At 69.0% G+C, this 17,673-nt stretch carries 11 protein-coding genes; 3 read left to right on the top strand and 8 right to left on the bottom strand.

Annotated features, from left to right (window positions below):
• The 5 genes from MJ783_RS15005 to MJ783_RS14985 all read right to left on the bottom strand — a co-directional run.
• Positions 1–1,023, bottom strand: a 1,023-nt coding sequence (locus tag MJ783_RS15005) for a glycosyltransferase family 1 protein (protein ID WP_239311057.1), incomplete at its 3' end; no start/stop codon positions are given.
• Entirely contained in the window at positions 1,023–2,780 is a 1,758-nt protein-coding gene (locus MJ783_RS15000; protein ID WP_370651639.1) for a glycosyltransferase, read from the bottom strand. The genes MJ783_RS15005 and MJ783_RS15000, both read right to left, overlap by 1 nt.
• On the bottom strand, positions 2,777–4,240 hold the full coding sequence (locus MJ783_RS14995; protein ID WP_239311056.1) for a glycosyltransferase family 2 protein: 1,464 nt from the start codon (positions 4,238–4,240) through the stop codon (positions 2,777–2,779). The genes MJ783_RS15000 and MJ783_RS14995 overlap by 4 nt, the downstream gene beginning before the upstream one ends.
• Positions 4,237–5,460 carry an ABC transporter ATP-binding protein gene (locus tag MJ783_RS14990; protein ID WP_239311061.1) on the bottom strand — a complete coding sequence of 408 codons (1,224 nt, stop codon included), beginning with the start codon at positions 5,458–5,460 and terminating at the stop codon, positions 4,237–4,239. The genes MJ783_RS14995 and MJ783_RS14990 overlap by 4 nt, the downstream gene beginning before the upstream one ends.
• Before the next feature lie 75 nt (positions 5,461–5,535).
• A complete protein-coding gene (locus tag MJ783_RS14985) occupies positions 5,536–6,471 on the bottom strand; it encodes an ABC transporter permease (RefSeq protein WP_370651638.1) in 936 nt (311 codons plus the stop codon).
• 281 nt (positions 6,472–6,752) lie between these two features.
• On the opposite strand from MJ783_RS14985, the gene MJ783_RS14980 reads away from it, so the two are divergent.
• Both MJ783_RS14980 and MJ783_RS14975 read left to right on the top strand, forming a co-directional pair.
• Positions 6,753–9,338 carry a haloacid dehalogenase gene (locus MJ783_RS14980; RefSeq protein ID WP_239311055.1) on the top strand — a complete coding sequence of 862 codons (2,586 nt, stop codon included), beginning with the start codon at positions 6,753–6,755 and terminating at the stop codon, positions 9,336–9,338.
• A gap of 85 nt (positions 9,339–9,423) precedes the next feature.
• A complete protein-coding gene (locus MJ783_RS14975; protein WP_239311054.1) occupies positions 9,424–10,818 on the top strand; it encodes a class I SAM-dependent methyltransferase in 1,395 nt (464 codons plus the stop codon).
• Positions 10,819–10,884: 66 nt separating this feature from the next.
• On the opposite strand, the gene MJ783_RS14970 is transcribed toward MJ783_RS14975, so the two are convergent.
• The 3 genes from MJ783_RS14970 to MJ783_RS14960 all read right to left on the bottom strand — a co-directional run bounded on the left by MJ783_RS14970 (position 10,885) and on the right by MJ783_RS14960 (position 16,378).
• Positions 10,885–13,449, bottom strand: a complete 2,565-nt coding sequence (locus MJ783_RS14970) for a WD40 repeat domain-containing serine/threonine protein kinase (RefSeq protein WP_370651637.1) — start codon at positions 13,447–13,449, stop codon at positions 10,885–10,887.
• A 76-nt stretch (positions 13,450–13,525) separates the two neighbouring features.
• Positions 13,526–15,472, bottom strand: coding sequence for a DUF2142 domain-containing protein (locus MJ783_RS14965; RefSeq protein WP_239311053.1), 1,947 nt, complete (start codon positions 15,470–15,472; stop codon positions 13,526–13,528).
• Between the two features lie 186 nt (positions 15,473–15,658).
• A complete protein-coding gene (locus MJ783_RS14960) occupies positions 15,659–16,378 on the bottom strand; it encodes a DapH/DapD/GlmU-related protein (protein ID WP_239311052.1) in 720 nt (239 codons plus the stop codon).
• 452 nt (positions 16,379–16,830) lie between these two features.
• On the opposite strand from MJ783_RS14960, the gene MJ783_RS14955 reads away from it, so the two are divergent.
• A partial coding sequence (locus MJ783_RS14955) for a glycosyltransferase family 2 protein (protein WP_239311058.1) occupies positions 16,831–17,673 on the top strand: 843 nt, incomplete at its 3' end.

Below are 17,673 nucleotides of genomic sequence, written 5' to 3'. Positions count from 1 at the left end.
CTCTGGGTCCATGTCGTCCTTGAGGACGCCGATCAGGGCGTCGGTGAACGCGTCGGCATCCATCGGTGGAGCCAGCCGCACGGTGTTGCCGGACATCGGTCCGACGACCTCCCGGACCGCCGGGATGTCAGCCGCGACCACCGGGGTCCCGGCCGCCAGCGCCTCCAACGGCGGCAGGCCGAACCCCTCGTAGAACGAGGGGAAGCACAGCGCGCTGGCCCCGGCGACCAGCCGGCGAAGCTCGTCGGTCCGGAGATAGCCGGCGTTGACGACCGTCCCGGCCGGCACTCGAGAAAGATCAAGATCTGGTCCCCAGCCGGCGGGCCCGACCAGGACCAGCGGTGGGGCGTCACTGATTTCGGCGTGCAGGCCGCGGAGCGCCTCCAGCAGGGTGGGGAGGTTCTTGCGCGGTTCGCGTGTACCGACGAAAAGCAGGTACGTGGTGGGCAGGCCATGGGCCGTAAGCCAGCGGTCAGCCGGCGGCGACGCGCTGAACCAGGAGGCGTCCACGCCGAGCGGTGTCACGGTCACCAGCTCCGGATCCAGCCGGTAGGTGTCGATGGCCTCGGTCGCGATCGCCTGGCTGGGGGTGATGACGGCGGCAGCACGGCGCAGGCTACGCGGAACCAGCTCGCGATAACGTGCGGAGGCCGTGGAGACCGTGCCGGTCAGCTTCAGATACGCCAGATCGTGGATGGTCAGCACGCCGCGGGCCCGCCGCGGTGGCGGCAGCACGAAGTTCGTGGCGTGTACCACGTCGGCCGCGCCGGTCATCCACTCCAGTTTCGGCAGTTCCCCGTGTGCCCACGCCTCGCGCACGATCCGGGCCGGAACCCGGCGCGCGGCCGGGCGTACACCTGGTGGCAGGGCGGAAGCGAAATTCTCCAGCCCGCGCCAGGTGAACGCTGTCGCTGCCACGTCCAGACCGGGCAGGCCGGGCAGTTCGGCGAGCAGGTGGGCCGTGTAGCGGCCGATCCCGGTGGGGGTGCCGAGTAACGGCGTGCCGTCCAGGATGACCCGCATCAGCCGCGATCCTTTCGGTCTCGGCTTTCCGGGTCGGGGGACAGGCTGGCTGGGCTGGCGCGGCGGGCGTAGAGCTGGTGCCGAGCGGCGATCTCGCGCCAGCGGTCGGTGAACGCCGCGTCCGAGAACTCCTGGGCGCGGGCCACGGCGCTCGCGGCCAGGCGAGCCCGCATGCCCTCCTCGGTGGCGAGGCGCCGGGTGAACGAGGCGAGCTGTTCGGGGGAGGTCCAGCGTAGGCCGTCGAGCCCATGCCGGACGATCTCGCGCTGGCCGGCCCGGTCGATCACCACTGGTACACAGCCTCCCGCCATCGCCTCGACCGTGGTCATCCCGAAATGCTCCGCCGTCCATGGCCTGCGGTCGGGGTCCTCGCCGTACCCGGTCGCGGACCAGAAGATCGAACAGGTGGACAGCAGGCGCTCGACCTCATGGCGCGGCGCATTCGGATGGATCTCGACCGGCAGGCCACGGGCGCTTTCACGAATTTTGTCCAGGTAGGGCAGCTGGGATTCCTCGCAGCCGCCGACGACGTGCATCCGCCAGCCCGGCAGCGCACCCGAACGGTACAGCCCGCCGAACCACTCGACCATTTCCAGCTGGCGTTTGGCGTGCCCGAGACCGGGCGCGAACAGGCGCCCCACCGTCAGTACCGCGCGTTCCCGGATCTCAGCCGGGACGAGACGCTCCACCTGGATCGGCGGGTAGAGGATGGCCGCGTCACGATGCCACAGCCGGCGGATCCAGCTCCGGGTGTAGACCGAATTCGCCATCACGACGTCGTATGAGTCGAGGTAGCCCAGATCGCGCGGATTGGCCAGCAGCCAGGGGAAACGCGACGCGAGCAGGGCCCGGGCACCGTCGCGTTGGTCGGTCACGCGCGGCCGGCTGACCGCCACGCCGAGCTGGCGCAGGTCCCGGGAAGCGGGGATGCCCGGCGCGACGGTGCCCGGCGCGGGGATGCCCGCGGTGGCGGAACCCGGTGTGAACGTGTCGCTGACCAGCGTCAGCTCGCTGCCGGCGGATGACGCGGGCAACGGCACCGCGACCGGCTTGAACGACTCGTCGATCTCCACGGAGGCGAGGAGCTCACCGTGGGCGTCCTGAACGCGCAGCCGTACCATGCCGGTCGCCCCGGGCCGGCCGATGTCAGCGCGCAGCTCCCGTTCGCCGCCGGCCGAAACCGCGAGGACCCCCGCGCCGTTCGTCCAGATCCACTGTCTGCGCCGCCCTCCTTCCGGAGGGTACCAGCCGGTACCGTATCCAACGGCTGGACGGACGCCGCGCAGCAGCGGGCCACATACCCGGATGGCGGCCTTGCGCCATCCGGGCGCATCGTGATCGGCCGGTGTCGGGAAGAAGCACAGGTGTGCCGCATGCCGCGAGCGCGGGATCAGCCGGCTCATGTACGAGCCGTTGACGAACAGGTCGTAGTCGGCGCTGAGCTCGGCTATGGCCTCGTCGCCCCGGTCGGGCAGCAGGCGGTAGCGGCAGCCGGACAGGTCGAGCCCAAGATGCTCGGCGATAGCTGTCAGGTCGACCTCAGCATGGCCGAGGATGTCCACCTGGGCACCCTCGGCGGCGAGCACCTGAGCGATCATCCCGTTGTGGCGTTCCCCGCCGCCCATCGAGTGCCAGAACCTGTTGTAGACGGCGGCCCGCAGCCCGCTGGCTGGTCCGGGCCGGCCGCTGTGGCCGGTGGTCGGGCTCCGTTCTTCCTGGTTGCGCTGGTTGCGCTGCGTGGGCACTGGTGTGGTCATCGCGATGCCAGCCAGGTCTCCAGCTCGCGGTGGCCTACCGCCGCGGTGCGCGTGATCGCGCGCCGCCGGCCCAGCATCACCGGTAGCAGCCGCAGGTAGGACGCCATCACTGTCAGCCGCAGGATGGTCGGCCGCAGCGCGGGCCGGCTACGGGCGGCCCATGCCTGGCGGACCGCTCGGATGGCCATCGAGGCGGTTGTGAGCGGGTAGCGGCCGACCGCGCCCACGGCGATCCGGGCGCTTGCGTTCTTGGTGAGCATCAGCAACCGGTTACGGTCGGTGTGGAAGACGAACAGCGGCGACCACTCCACGCTTGACGCGGAGTGCACGTGCCGTACGACCGCGGCCGGGACATAGCGAATGGTGTGCCCGTGGGCGCGGATGCGCCAGGACAGATCGGTGTCCTCGTAGTAGAGGAAGAAGTCGTCATCGAACCAGCCGAGTTCCCGCCCGAGCTCCGTGCGGATGGCCATGCCGTTACCGCAGGCGGTGAACACCTCCTCGGCCTCGGCGAACTGTCCGCTGTCGATCTGCTGGTAGCCGCGGTCGGCACCGTAGCCGTCCCGCAGCACGATCCCGCCGACGTTGTTGATCACATCGACGCGGGTCACGTCACTGGGGACGGCCAGTTCCACGGTGGACGGTTCGGTGTCGGTGGCCAGGGTGGCGCTGCCGCCGTCCCAGCTCAGTGTGACCGGCTTGGGGGCCTCGCTGGACCAGGTGAAACCGAGGGTGACCGGGCCGCCCTCGGGCACCGGGACACAAAGCTCACCGTCGCCGCGGGTCCAGAAGAACGGCGCGGCCGCGCCGCCTTCCGCGCCGAAGGTCAGCTTCTCCCACAGGACCTCGCGCAGGACCTCCCGGCCGTTGACCGTCACCGACGAGATCCGGACACCGAGCGCGCGGGAGTCGTGCGGACCCGGCGTGAAGGTCGCGGTCGACAGCCGCAGCCGGAGGAAGCGGGGGAGGAACACCACCTTGCCGGTGACCGCGCCGAGCTGTTCACCGCCGGCGGCCGTGAACGGGGCCAGCAGGTTGGCCAACCAGTCGGGTTCGGGGACGGCGTCGTTGTTGAGCAGGACGGCGTAGGGGGTTGTGATCATCCGGAGCGCGAGGTTGTTGCCACCGGCGAAGCCGAGGTTCACCTCGGACGGGACGAGCCGGACCGATGGGTAGCGCTCGGCCAGCAGGGTCCTGGAGGAGTCCCGCGAGGCGTTGTCGACCACCCAGGTCTCGAAGGCGAAGTCGGTCACCTGCTTGGCTGTCCCGTCCAGGCACGCGGGCAGCAGATGCGCGCCGTTCCAGTTGACGATCACAACGGTCGCCAGCGGCCCGGCGCCGCCGTCCTGGGTGCCGCCGTTCTGGGTGCCGCTGTCCTGGGCGCTGACGGGCTGGAGGCGACGCGATCGTGCCCGGGGCGCGTCGCCAGCGCCAGCGGCCGCGGTCCCCGGGGCGCTCATGGGCGGGCTCCCGTCTCGTAGTCGATTTTGAGCAGGCCACCGGCCTGCGATCCGTTGATCCCGAACAGGTCCTCGAACCTCCGTCTGGTGAGCTCGGCCCCGGTCGCGGCGTCGGAGACGTGCACGCTGATCGCGAACGCGCCGAGCAGCTCAGGCAGCGCTGGCACGGTGAAGTCCACGGTCAGGGTGCCGGCGGCGCAGGGCACACCACCTGGCGGCGTCTCCATCAGCCAGACCGGCAGTTCATGCGGGCCGAGAGCATAGGTGTGCAGGTAGAGGCGTTCCGGCGCGTGCTCGGTGACGTCGAGGGCGATGCTGACGGTAAGCCTGTCGCCGGGGTTGAACTGGACCTGGGGCGGCCCGCCCGGGTCGCGGCTGAAGGTCACCGAGACGGGCCGCGCAACGGCGAACTCGTGCGGCACCGGGCCGTCCGAGGACAGGCTGCCGAGCCGCTGCCGCAGTAGCCGGGTGCCCACGGCCGGTGCGCCGTCAAAGATCATTGATCCGGATTCCAGGACCAGGATGCGGTCGCACATGCTCTCGATCAGATCCAGCGAGTGGGTGACGAACAAGATTGTGCGGCCCTCGGCCCGGAAAGCGTCGATCTTCGCCAGGCACTTCTTCTGGAACGCCTCGTCCCCGACCGCGAGCACCTCGTCGACGAGCAGGACGTCCGGGTCCACGTGGACGGCCACCGCGAACCCAAGCCGGACGTACTGGCCGGACGAGTAGTGCTTGACCTCATCATCGATCTTGTGGGGGAGCTCGGCGAAGTCGACGATCGAGTCGAACATCCGGTCGATCTCGCGGCGGGACAGGCCCAGCAGGGACGCGTTCAGGTAGACGTTGTCCCGGCCGGTGAGCTCGCCGTTGAAGCCAGCCCCGAGCTCCAGCAGGGAGGCGATCCTTCCAGTGACAGAGACATCGCCCTGGGTTGGGCGCAGGATTCCGGCCAGCACCTTCAACAACGTGGACTTGCCGGAGCCGTTCGCCCCGGCCAGCCCCACGGTCTGGCCGCGCCCGATCTCCACGTCGATGTCGCGCAGCGCCCAGAAGTCGTCTCCATGGGTGCGCCCGCGGCGCACGAACAGCTCTTTCAGGCTGGTCGCCCGCCGGTGGTAGGAGACGAATTTCTTCCCCACGCCGGTCGCCTGGATCACGACTGGGGTACTCACCCCCGCGTCGCCGACCGATGGCGTATCCGGCGGTGCGGGGGTCACGGCGATGTTCCCCGACGCCTCGATGACGGCCGGTTCAGCCGGTGACTGCTGCGCTGACACGTCTGTCGCCCGTCTCTAGAGGTCTTCCGCGAAGTCGGCCTGCATCCTGCGGAACACGTGTATGCCCAACCAGAGCAGGCCCAGCGATATCACGCCCGCGATGGCAAGGTGCTCAAGGTAGAAGAGGTACCCGGGGTCGGCGAGGATGCCCTGCCCGGTGGCGGGGTTCACGGACGGCCCTTTGTAGATCGCTCGCTGGAAGGTCGCGACCACCGTCGCCATCGGATTGAGGAAGTAGATCCACGTCCACTCGCGCAGCAGCTTGTGGATCAGCCCGACCGGATACACGATCGGGTTGAGCCAGAACCACGCGAGCAGCGCCACCTCCAGGAGATGCTCGGTATCGCGGTAGCGGACGTTGAGGCCCGACACGAGCATGGACAGGCCGACAGTGAAGATCATTGCTATGGCGAACGCGGGCAGGAGCAGGAACAGCTGGAGGCCGACAAAGCTGTAGCCCAGCGCCGCGACCACCACGAAAAGCACGATCAGCTGGAGAACGAAGTGGACGAGGGCGAACCCGACGGCGGAAAGCGGCAGCACCGGCAGCGGAAACCGGACCTTCTTCACGAGGTTCGCGTTGAAGACCACGCTGCCGGATGCCGATGACACGCTCGCCGAGAAGGCGTTCCAGATCAGCAGGCCGGACATCAGGTACACCCCGAACCGGGGTACTCCGGCGCTCATGATGACCTGGAAGACAAGGGTGTAGACGGCCAGCAGCAGCAGCGGGTTCGCCAGTGACCAGGCAAAACCGAGTGTCGACCCCTTGTATTTGACCTTGAGGTCCTTGCGGATCAGGTTGCGCAGCAGTTCCCAGCGGACCCGGGTCTGGGCCCGGCTGCGGCGCGCGAGCATCCGCGACTCCTGCCCGTCGCGCCCCCGGGTGCCGGGGCGCCGGCCGTCCCGCTGGGTCGCGGGTGCGGACCACTCGTCAACCAGGTTCGACACCGACAACCTTCCGTGAGCCGCGCCAAGATGTGGCAAAATCGGTACTGATTCGCTGAAAACGACCTGCCGTACCGGCCGCGCGGGGTATAACCCGGCAGGGCATACGCAAGATATCTCGAAGCGAGGTACTCGCGGGTAGGGCACTCCGGTGGCCACAGCCCCAGAGCCGATCCATAGTATCGGCCCGTTCATTCAGCTCTGGCCGGCCGCCGTCCGAGAAGCACCCGGGCACCAGCCGGCCCGTCGGAGGCGGCCGTGGTGGCTGCCGGTGGAGGACGCCCGTGTTCACCGACGTCCGGATTCGTGAGGTCTGGTCCCAGCTGGAGTCCGGTGGGGCCGAGGTCCTCACCCTGGACGTGTTCGACACGTTGCTGTTCCGGCTGGTTCCCGAACCCACCCATGCCTTCCTGCTGCTCGGGCGCCGTCTTGTCACGGCCGGCCTGCTGCCGCCGGCCGTGAGCGCGGGACAGTTCGCTCAGCTCCGGGTGCACGCGGAGACCCGTGCCCGCCAACACGCGCAGGCGGCGCGGGGCACGCTGGAGGCACGTCTCGACGAAATCTGGTCGGTGCTCATGCCCGCCATCCCCGGCAGCGGCGCCGTTGACGACATGATCACCATGGAGGTCGACCTCGAGCGTGACGTCTGCCGGGCCGACCTCGCCGTCGCCGAGCTCGCCGAGCTCGTCATCACCAAGCTCGGCCGGCCCGTGTACCTGGTCTCGGACACCTATTTCTCCCCGGAGCAGCTCCGCCGGCTGCTCCGCCGGCCAGAACTCGCCGGGATCAGATTCACCCGGATCCTCACCTCCAGCGACGCTGGTGTGGGCAAGAGCGACGGCTTGTTCACTCATGTGCTGGCCGCCGCGGGCGTGGCGCCCTCCCGGGTCATCCACCTCGGTGACAACCCGGTGGCGGACGTCGAGGGCGCGCGGGAGCACGGCATCATCGCGGTGCACTACCCCAAGTACTCGGGCGAGCTGGCGGCGACGCTCACCCTGGAAGGGCTGCGCGGCGGACCAACCTCCGACACCGCGATCGACCCGGTGGCCGGCGACTACGGTATGACCGCGCTTCGCGCCCGCACGCTGCACCGTGCCGACGCCGCCGCGGTTCCCCCGGGCCTGCGCCGGCACTGGGAGACCGGTGCGACCGTCTTCGGCCCGGTGTTCACCGGTTTCGGTGAGTGGGCCGCCCAGCGGGCGCGGGAGTACGGGGTCGACCGCGTCCACTGCCTGATGCGCGAAGGGGCGTTCCTCGCCCGGGTGCTCGAAGAGCCGGCCGGTGACGTCGGCATCGAGGCGTCCACGCTGTGGGCCTCGCGCCACGTGTGCGCGCTGGCCAACGTCTACGAGGGCACCCCCGAGGAGCTGCGGGGGTTCCTGGCGCGCCGGCACCCGCCGAGCGTCGGCCAGCTGCTGCGCCAGCTCGGAGTGGGCCTGGAGGAAGTGGCGGGACTGTCCGCGCTGGCCAGCCGGCGCCTTGACGTCCCGGGCCTGCTCTCCGAAACGCTGGAGATCCTGTGCGGTGACGAGCGGGTGCGTGGCGAGATCGTGCTCACCGCCAGCCGGCTGCGGGAGCGCTTCCTGCGCTACCTGGACTCCCATCTCGGCACGGCGGGCACGGTGGTCGTCGTCGATCTCGGCTGGGGCGGCACCATCCAGGCGCTGCTGCAACGACTGCTGCATGCCTGCGGCCGCGAGGTGGAGGTCGTGGGCCTCTACCTGGCGACGAGTTCGGGCTCGCAGGCGCACCGTCTTGCCGGGCTGCGCCTGGAGGGCTATGTCGCCTCCGGCGGCGAACCCGACGCCCTGTTCAGCCAGGTGATGCGCAGTCCTGAGGTGCTCGAGCAGCTCTGCATGCCCGATACCGGCTCATTGATCGGTTTTGACGAGGACCACAACCCGCTGCTCGGCCCCGACCACACCACCCGCACGCAGGTCGCGCAGCGGGTTGCCGTCCAGGACGGGGTACTCGCCTACCAGCGGGAGTGGTTGCGCTACCGCCGGTCGGAGACGCTGATGCCGTCCCTTCTCCAGGACGGGGCGCGGTCGGCGGCGCTGCGCACGCTCGCGCGGTTCGTGACCCGGCCTACCTCTCAGGAGGCGCTCGCGTTCGGCGTCTGGGCGCACGATGACAACTTCGGTTCGGATGTGTCCGAGGGGCTGTTGCCCGCTGACCTGCTGCGCCGGATGCCGTATCTCACAGCCGCTGATCTTGAAAAGATCCCGATGCAGGAGCTCTACTGGCCGGCCGGGGTCGCGGCTGTGGCGAACCGGCCCCTTGCCGTTGTCAGTGGGCTGGCTGCGAATGCCGGGATCGACGCGGCGGAGGTCTCCCCGGAGGCTGCCGCGGGGCCCGTCGAGGTCTATGTCGACACCGGCAGCGACTTCGTCAACGGCCCGAAGGAGTCCGCGCTCACCCGGTCCGCTCGGGACGGGCTGTCGTGGGTGCGCCTGCGGGTCGACGGGGTCGGTGTCCGCCGGGTGCGCATCGACCCGGCCGGCCGGCGTGGTCTGATGCGGCTGGACTGGCTGCGGCTGTCCTTCCACCTCAACAACCTGGCCGAGCCCCACCTGGTGACGATGACCTCGGTGGTCGGGGAAGAGCGGCTGCATCTGGTGGGGGCGCGGGTACTGCAGCCGAATCTGATCGAGGTCAACAGCGACGACCCGCAGCTCATCTACGTCATCGATCCGGTGTCACAGGCGCATCTCGCGGCAACATACGCCATCGATGTCGAGATGGCCTTCGGCTGGCTGGCGATCGGTTCCGGCCCGTTGACGCTCGCCCCCCGTTCGGCCGAGGCGACGCCGTTGCCGCGCCGGGCCGCGCGCCGGCTGCTGCGTGAACTCGACGGCCGTTTCTGACCGCTCCCATCCTGATTCCGTATCAGGCTGAAGATACTGATGTGGGGTAAGACCGGTCGCCGTGGACGAACGGACGAGCGGACGAGTGGGCGAGGTCATTGTGGACGAGGTCACTGTGGACAAAGGCGCTGACGAAGGCACCGCGGACGACGGCGGCGCGGGTGCAGGCATTGCTGACGAAGGCAGCGCGGGCGAAGACACCGCGGGCGCGGCCGGATCGGGTGCTGGCCCGGTCACCGACGCGTCGCCGTGGTTCGGCGGGCCACGTGGGGATCAGCCCGTTCCCCGCGCGGGCGAACCCGGTGCCGGCGATGCCTCGGACGGCACCGTTGAAGCTGTCACCGAGCGGACGCTCCAACCGTTGCTGCTGCATTCCCTCGCCGAGCTCCGTGAGGTGTGGTTGCCGCTGGTGGAGGCTGTGCGGGCACGCAGCGTCGTTGAGATCGGTTCGGAAAGCGGTGTCACCAGCTCCCTGCTCGTGGACATGCTGCGACGTCACGGTGGTGGCCGGCTCCTGATCGTCGATCCCGATCCTCGTGGCCTCCCCGACTCGGGTGAGACCGTCGAGGTCGTGACGGTACGCGGCTACAGCCCGCAGGCCCTTGACGGACTTCCGTTGGCCGATGCCTATCTGATCGACGGTGACCACAACTTCCCCACGGTGTCCGCCGAGCTGCGCACTGTCGACGAGGCGGTCCGCGCCCACGGCGGCAGCCATTTTCCGCTGGTCATCCTGCATGATGTGGGCTGGCCCGCGGGCCGTCGTGACCAGTACTACGTGCCCAGCCGGATCCCGCGGCGTGACCGGCAGCCCTACTCGTGGGATCACGGCGTACGGCTGGACAGCGCGGAGGCCGTACGTGGCGGTTTCCGCGGCGAAGGCGCGTTCGCCTGGGCGTTGACCGAAGGCGGTCCCCGCAACGGCGTCCGCACCGCGGTGGAGGATTTCATCGCGGATCGGCCTGAACTGCGTTTTCACCTGGTTTCACCGATCTTCGGCCTGGGCGTCGTGGTGGACCGGCGGGCGTCCTGGGCAGCCCGGGTGGAGGAGCTGCTGATTCCCTGGGTCCGCAACAGCCTGTTGACCCGGATGGAACGTAACCGTCTGGATCTTTATCTTTACGTGATCCGCATGCAGGACGAGATGACTGAGGCGGCCCGGCGCCGGCAGCGGGAGTGGGCGCGTTTCGACGCGACCCTGGCCGAGCACGCGGCGCGCGAGCTCAGCCTGCTCGATGCGCTGGCTCAGGCCGAACGCGCGCTGGAAGCCGAGCGCGGCGCGGCACAACAGCTGCGGGCGGCGCTGGGTGCCAGGAGCTCGCGGTCGTGGCCGCTCGCGCGCGTCGCAAGGCCCCACAGGCCGCCTGTTGACGAGCCGGCGCTGATACACGCGGCCCGTACGGCGGGCGCCGCGCTCAGGAGCAGGGCCGCTGATCCGCGACTGCGGGCTGCCAGGTTGCTGCTGCGTGGTTATCGGTAACCGGTACCGGTTACCGATAACCATTGGTGATTGATATCGAGAAACCTGGTTACCAGAGGTAGTTCCCTAGCACATTCCGGAGTAGGGCAGGTCAGGGATGTGCTCACGCCACTCGGCGGCGCTCAGGCGGTTGCCGCTGTCGGCGCAGGCTTGGGCGACGAGCGCGGCCGGGTCGATGTTCGCGATACGCGCGGTCCGGTCGTCGCTGAATGTGATCAACGTGTGGCCGTCGGGGCTGAGGACGACTCCCTGGACCCAGTCGGTCTGACCGCTGATCGTCCCTAGCGGCAGCGGATGATCAAAATCGGAGACGTCCCACAGGCGCGCGGTGGTGTCCCAGCCGGAGGTGACCAGTGTGTGGCCGTCGCGGCTGAACGCGGTGTCGTAGACCCAGGTGGGATCCGCTTTGATCGTTGTTCGGTTCGTCGGGGCCCGCGGATTGCGCACGTCCCATAGCCGGGCCGTGCCGTCGTAGCTCCCGGTCGCCAGGGTGTTCCCGTCCGGGCTGAAGGCGACCGACCACACGAAGTTGGTGTGGCCGTTGAGGGAGGCCAGCGGAACCGCCTGGGCGGGGTTGCTGACGTCCCACAGGCGGGCGGTGTTGTCGGCGCTCGCGGTCGCCAGCAGCCGCCCGTCGGGGCTGAACGTGACGTCCTGTACCCAGCTCTGATGGCGGGCGAGCACCTGGAGCTGCCGTGGCCGGGCCCGGTTGGTCACGTCCCACAGACGGGCGGTGTTGTCGTCCCCGGCGGTCGCGAGCAGCCGCCCGTCCGGGCTGAACGTGACGTCCCGGACATGCGCGTTGTGCCCGGTCAAGGTCGCCTGGGCCGCCGGATGGCTTGGATCGGTGACGTTCCACAGCCTGGCGGTGCCGTCGAAACCGCCGGTGGCCAGGGTGCGGCCGTCCGGGCTGAACGCGACCGCCAGGACCCAGTCGGTGTGGCCGGTTATGACCGTGAGCAGGGCCGGTCGGGTCGGCCTGGTGATGTCCCAGAGCCGGACGGTCCGGTCCGCGCTCGCGGTCGCGAAGATGTTGCCGTCGGGGCTGAGCGCTCCGCCGAGGACGGATCCGGTGTGACCGGTCAGCGGCGTGGCATACCGTCCCGCGAACGATGTGATCAGGCTGGCCCGCGCCGCGGGAACTGGCGAGATGCGATATGCCGCAAGACTGAGCCGGGCGGCCAGCGCGGGGTCGACAGCGCGGGTCGCGTCGGCGTTCGCCGCGACTTTCCGTGCGACATCGGCCCGCCCCCGGACATCGGTCCTGGCTCCGCCGGAGGACATCACCGCCGTGATCGTGATGGCGGCGGCGACCACCAGGGTGATGGCGCTGGCGACCAGCGCCATCACCCTGGTGCGCGGAGCGTGCCAGCGGAGCTGGAGCCGGCGCCGATCGTCATCCGGGCCGGGCGGCCGGCGCATCGTGAGCCGGCCACCGGCGGTTCTGGTCGCCGCTGGTTTGGCTGGTACGGGTGCTGGTGCCGGTGGTGCGGGTGGTTTGGCTGGTGCTGGTGCTGGTGCTGGTGGTGCGGGTGCGGGTGCTGGTGGTGCGGGTGGTTTGGCTGGTGCCGGTGGTGCTGGTACGGCTGGTGCCGGCACGGTTGCCTTGACCGTCGCTGGTGGTTTGGCTGGTACGGGTGCTGGTGTCGGTGGTTTGGCCGGTACCGGTGCCGGTGGTTCCTTGGCCGCGCTGTCGTCCGGCAGCGTTGTCTGGAGCGGTGCTGGGGATGCTGGCGCGTTCCGTACGAACTGGGTGATCTGCGGGTCGGACTTGGCGACCGTACCCAGGTTGACCAGGCGAATCAGCAGCTCCTGGGCGTTCGGTCGCGCGTCGGGAGCCTTGTGCATCGCCGCTTTGACAACGTCGCGCAGCATGTCGGGCAGGCCGTCCAGGTTCGGCTCATGGTGGACGACCCGATAGAGCTGGGCGTCCGTCGAGCCTGCCCCGAAAGGGTACGACCCGGTTCCCGCGAAGGCGACGAGCCCGCCCCAGGAGAAGATATCGGCGGCCGCGGTGACCGGCCCCCCGCTGGCCTGTTCCGGGGCCATGAAGGCCGGCGTGCCGACGACGCGCAGTTCCTTGCTGATGACTGTTTCCGCCTCCACGGCGCGGGCGATCCCGAAGTCGATGACCCGTGGCCCCAGCGGTGAGAGCAGGACGTTGGACGGTTTCAGATCCCGGTGGATCAGGCCGGCCGCGTGAATGGCGGTGAGGGCGGCGGCGACACTGACCGCGACCCGTTCGAGATCGGCCGACTGCAACGGACCGCCAGCGGCCACGGCCTGCGTCAGGGTGGGACCGTCGATGTACTCGGTGACCAGGTAGGGCGCGGCGTCGCTGGGGTCCACCATGTCGAGAACCTCGGCCGTGCAGAACCGGGCGACCCATTGGGCGAGGGCGGCCTCCCGGCGGAACCGCGCCCGGAACTCGGGGATACGGGCGAATTCCGCTCGGATCACCTTGACCGCGACCAGCCGGTCATCCGGTCCGCGCCCCAGGTAGACCGTGCCCATACCACCTTCGCCGAGGCGGCCCAGCAACACGTAGCGACCCAGGCTGGGCGGGTCGGCGGGAGTAAGCGGCGTGGACAGGTCCGCGGACCCGCGGGGTGGCGAGGATGACAGGGACACCCGGGCCCTCCTGGTAATAATCTTGCTATGCCCTGGCCTCGGACACTGCCTCTCTCCGCAGCGTACGCGCACGTGTTTACCTTTTGGGTGGGCCCGCACCACCTTCGGCCTGTTTCAGGTCGTCATTCTGGCTTGCTGCCGCCGGGCTGGCGGGGCGGTCGTTGGCGGGGCGGGCACCGCGCGCTGGCAGGGGCCACCGGCTACCTGACCGCCCGAGCATCGTGACATTTCCTGACAACGACACGACCGGTGGCAGCTCAGGGCCCTGGCACTGCCGAACGGACGCGTTGAGCCGGCGGGTATCGATCAGCTCGATCCCGGCGGTGGAGAGCGTGTCCGGTCCGGCCGGCGGCAGTCCTGGCCCGGCCGGTGCTGCCACGGGGGCGAGGCTGCCCGTCCGTTCACGGCAGGCGCGTGCCAGCGCCGCCGCGGTCACGACCGTGAGGACGGCGGTCATCGCGAAGCAGACCGCCACCGCTACCGCCGGCCACGGTGACCAGGCGGCCATCGCCTGCCAGGCGTCAATGGCACCGCCCGCGCGCGGCCGCCAGAAGTAGTCGACGACCGCTTTGATCGACTCTGTCTGCATGCCGGCGGCGGCGGTCAGGAGCGCGAGCGGCATCCAGCGGGCAGAGCGGGGCCCGAGGGCGGCGCTTCCGGCGCCGACCAGCACGGCTACTCCGCTGATGCCCATGAACAGGTACCGGCCGGAGATCCCCGTGATGTGTCCGGTGCGTGCCACATGAACGGCGGCCCCGGCTCCGACGACGACCAGCAGGGCGAAGGTCGGCCACAGCATGAACAGCAGGCTGCTCCGGTTCGTCCAGCCGGAAGCGCGGATCACGGCGCAGGCGGCAAGCCCGATCACGACACCCGAGGCGGCGAGTACCAGCGGCAACGGCAGCTCGACCTCGTACCATCCGATCGAGCCCCACCAGCGGCCCAGCAGGCCCGTTGACATCCAGCTCCAGTAGACGGTCCAGTCCGATCCGACGTACTGCCCAGGTGGGAAGCCCGGCACGCTCGGCTGGAACGTACCCCATCTGATCATATTGACCAGCCACCACCAGCCACCGGCAGTAATGATCATCGTGCCGCAGAGCGCGATGGACCGCCAGGGCAGGCGGGTGCCACGTAGCCGGACAGCCACGTACGCGGCGCCGACCATGACAACCAGCACCACCGCGAAGGATTTCGTGAGCAGCGCCAGGCCGGTGAGGAGCCCGGTCCACGTCGCGGTCCGCGCCGAGGTGTCTCCGCCCAGTATGTGGGCGACCGCCGCCGTGACCAGCGCGCCCAACAGGATCAGCAGATTGTCGTTGTTGACGCTGGAACCGATGTGGAGCAGCTGCGGCACGGCGAAGGGCGTCAGCGCCGCGACCGTCGCGGCGGCCGGGGGCAGGCGCAGGCGGCGGGCGGTCGCGTGGATGATCAGTGGAAGTGGCGTCAGCATCAACACGCTGATCATTCGTAGCAGGCCGATCGTCACATCCCAGCGCAGGGTGTCTCCGCCGCTGGGGAGCGTGGTGAGGATCGCCGCGTTCACCCAGTAGTACAGGGGCGGATGCTGGACGATCTGCTGGATGGAACCCGGCGGCTGCCCGGCGGTGGCAAGCTTGTCCCAGGCGGGCCGCAGGTGACGCGGTACCGCGTCCCGCGCGGGGATCGGATCGACTGTCAGCTGGTAAGGGTATGCGTGGCTACCGAATGGTGACGCCGCTATGGCGCCGACTCCGTCGGCCGTCACGAAGGCGTTGCCCGGCCGCGGCCAGCCATCGCCCTGGACGAGTCGCATGACCGCGTCGACCTGGTTCGGTTCGTCCGGTGCGTGGTACTGCGGCACCAGCACGGACCAGGATGCGAGCAGCAGGCCGAAAAGGCTGGTGACCAGCCAGATGTGGCCTGGGGTCCGGCGCAGTGCCGGCAGCGGGCCGAAGCGTTCGATACCAGCGTCACCACCGGCTGATTCATCCGTTGTGGTGGTTGCCGAGGCCCCGGGCCGGGCCTGGATCAGAGCGGACACGAGGCTGGGGCCTTCCGGCTGTTCGCGGCCTCCCGCACACCCATGACGCTCATACGGGCCCCGATTCGTTCTCATCTGATCGACGCCAGACAGTCTAACAACTCTAAGTATCGGAAAAGATACTTTCGGTGATAGCCTGGGGATGTGTCGTTCTCTCTCATGATTCGGCTGGCGGCCCGCGGCGGACTACCGCCAGGAATCGACCGGGCCGACGGCCTTGGCTGGCGAGCCCGCGACGATCGTCTTCGGTGGGACGTCACGGGCCACCACGGCGCCCGCGGCGACGACCGCGCCCTCGCCGATCGTCACGCCCTTCAGGATGATCGCCCCGGTGCCGATCCAGGCGCGGTCCTCCAGGATCACCGGGGCGCTCATCGGCTGCTCCACCCCGTCCACGGTCATGGGGTGGAAATCGTTGTCGAGGATCTGGGTGTTCCAGGAGATATTGCAGCCGGCGCCGATACTCACCCGTTCCCGAACCAGGATCTTCGCGAAGCCGTTGATATTGGTGTTGTGGCCGAGCTGCAACAGGCCGGAATCCACCACGATGCGCGCCCCGCGCTGCACCGACACGACGCCCTCGCAGCGCAGCCGTCCCTCGGGATGGATCCGCAGCACGGACACGTCCCGCCGGGTCGAGATCCCGAACGGCCCGAGGCCGATCCGAAGGGCCGCCCCCTCGGCGAACTCGATACGTTCGTGCCCCTCGATGACGGTCGGCGATCCGGTCCAGATCGGCTGCCCATGCGCGACTGGGTAGCGCAGCCCCGCCGTGAAGGAGCGCGCGGACGTCTCCCGCCCGGCGCGCAGCGCCCTGACGTTTCGGGCGTATTCGCGAAAGTCGTTGACGAACTGCCGGTCAAGTGTCCTGAGATGACTGCCGAGACGATCACTGAGCCCACTCATGGTCGGTAAGCCTAGTAGGACGCTAGTAGGACGAAGGAGGCGCGACCGTGGCGTCTTTCATGCGCCCGGTGGCCTCAAGGGGGTGCCGGCCGGCTGACGACGGTGTGATCAGGGTGCCGCGGCGACACTGAAGAGGCCTCCTTCGCCGGTGTTCAGGCAGGCCGTGCAACCCTGGGCGCCAAGCGCATACAAGGGAGGCGAGGGGTATTCAGCCCGACGATCCGTGAGCGGTCCGGTGATACCGGTGATACCGGTGAACGCATGGTTTCCGGCTGAATTTCAGGAGCGGCGTCGACGTGAGTGTCAGTGTTCTCCATGCACCTGTCGTTGTTTGCGCGGCTGTCGGTCCGCACGTGTCAACGCAGGGTGTCCCGGCTACGGGTGTCCCGATTACGGGTGCCGCGGCCGCGAGTACTCCGGAGCGGAGCACCGTGGCCGCGGATACACATACCGTGAACCGGCAGCGATCCAGCGGCGGACCGGTGGCGGAGGCGGCTGCCGCGCCATACGTGACCATCGTTCTTCCGTGTTACAACGAACAAGATCATATTCTCCATGAGCTGGAGCGGATCACCGCCGCCATGGATGCGAGCGACTACAGCTATGAAGTGCTGGTCATCGACGACAAGTCGACCGATGACTCCGTCGTCCTATTACGTAGTGCGATGTGCCGCTTCCCGCGGATGCGGCTGATTTCGTTTCGCCGCAACGGTGGATCGGGTACCGCACGCCGCATCGGCACGCAGGATGCCCGGGGGACGATCGTGGTCTGGACCGATGCGGACATGACCTATCCGAACGAGCGGATTCCGGAGTTCGTCCACCACCTTGTCGCCAACCCCGAGGTCGACCAGGTCGTGGGCGCGCGCACCACCGAGCAGGGGACGCACAAATGGGCACGGGTGCCGGCCAAGTGGTTCATCCGGATGCTCGCGCAGCGTCTGACCGGGATGAAGATTCCCGATCTGAACTCGGGTCTGCGGGCGTTCCGGCGGGATGTGTCCCTTCCGTACCTGCGGCTGCTGCCGCCCGGATTCTCCTGTGTCACGACGATCACGATGGCTTTCCTGGCGAATCAGCACCCCGTCGACTACATACCGATCGGTTACGCGAAGCGGTCGGGCACGAGCAAGTTCCACCCGTTCCGGGACGCGCGCCGGTACATCCTGCAGGTGCTGCGGATGGTCATGTACTTCGACCCGATCAGGGTGCTGATGCCGATCGCCTTATGGATCATGGGGCTGGGTTTCGTGAAGCTCGTCGTTGACCTCGTTCGCTACGACCTGCGGGTCACC

Origin of the sequence: Protofrankia sp. Cj3 (genome assembly GCF_917627355.1) — a bacterium.
Taxonomy (GTDB): domain Bacteria; phylum Actinomycetota; class Actinomycetes; order Frankiales; family Frankiaceae; genus Protofrankia.
Note: the sequence above shows the minus strand (reverse complement) of the source record. Positions and strands in the feature narration are given on the sequence as shown.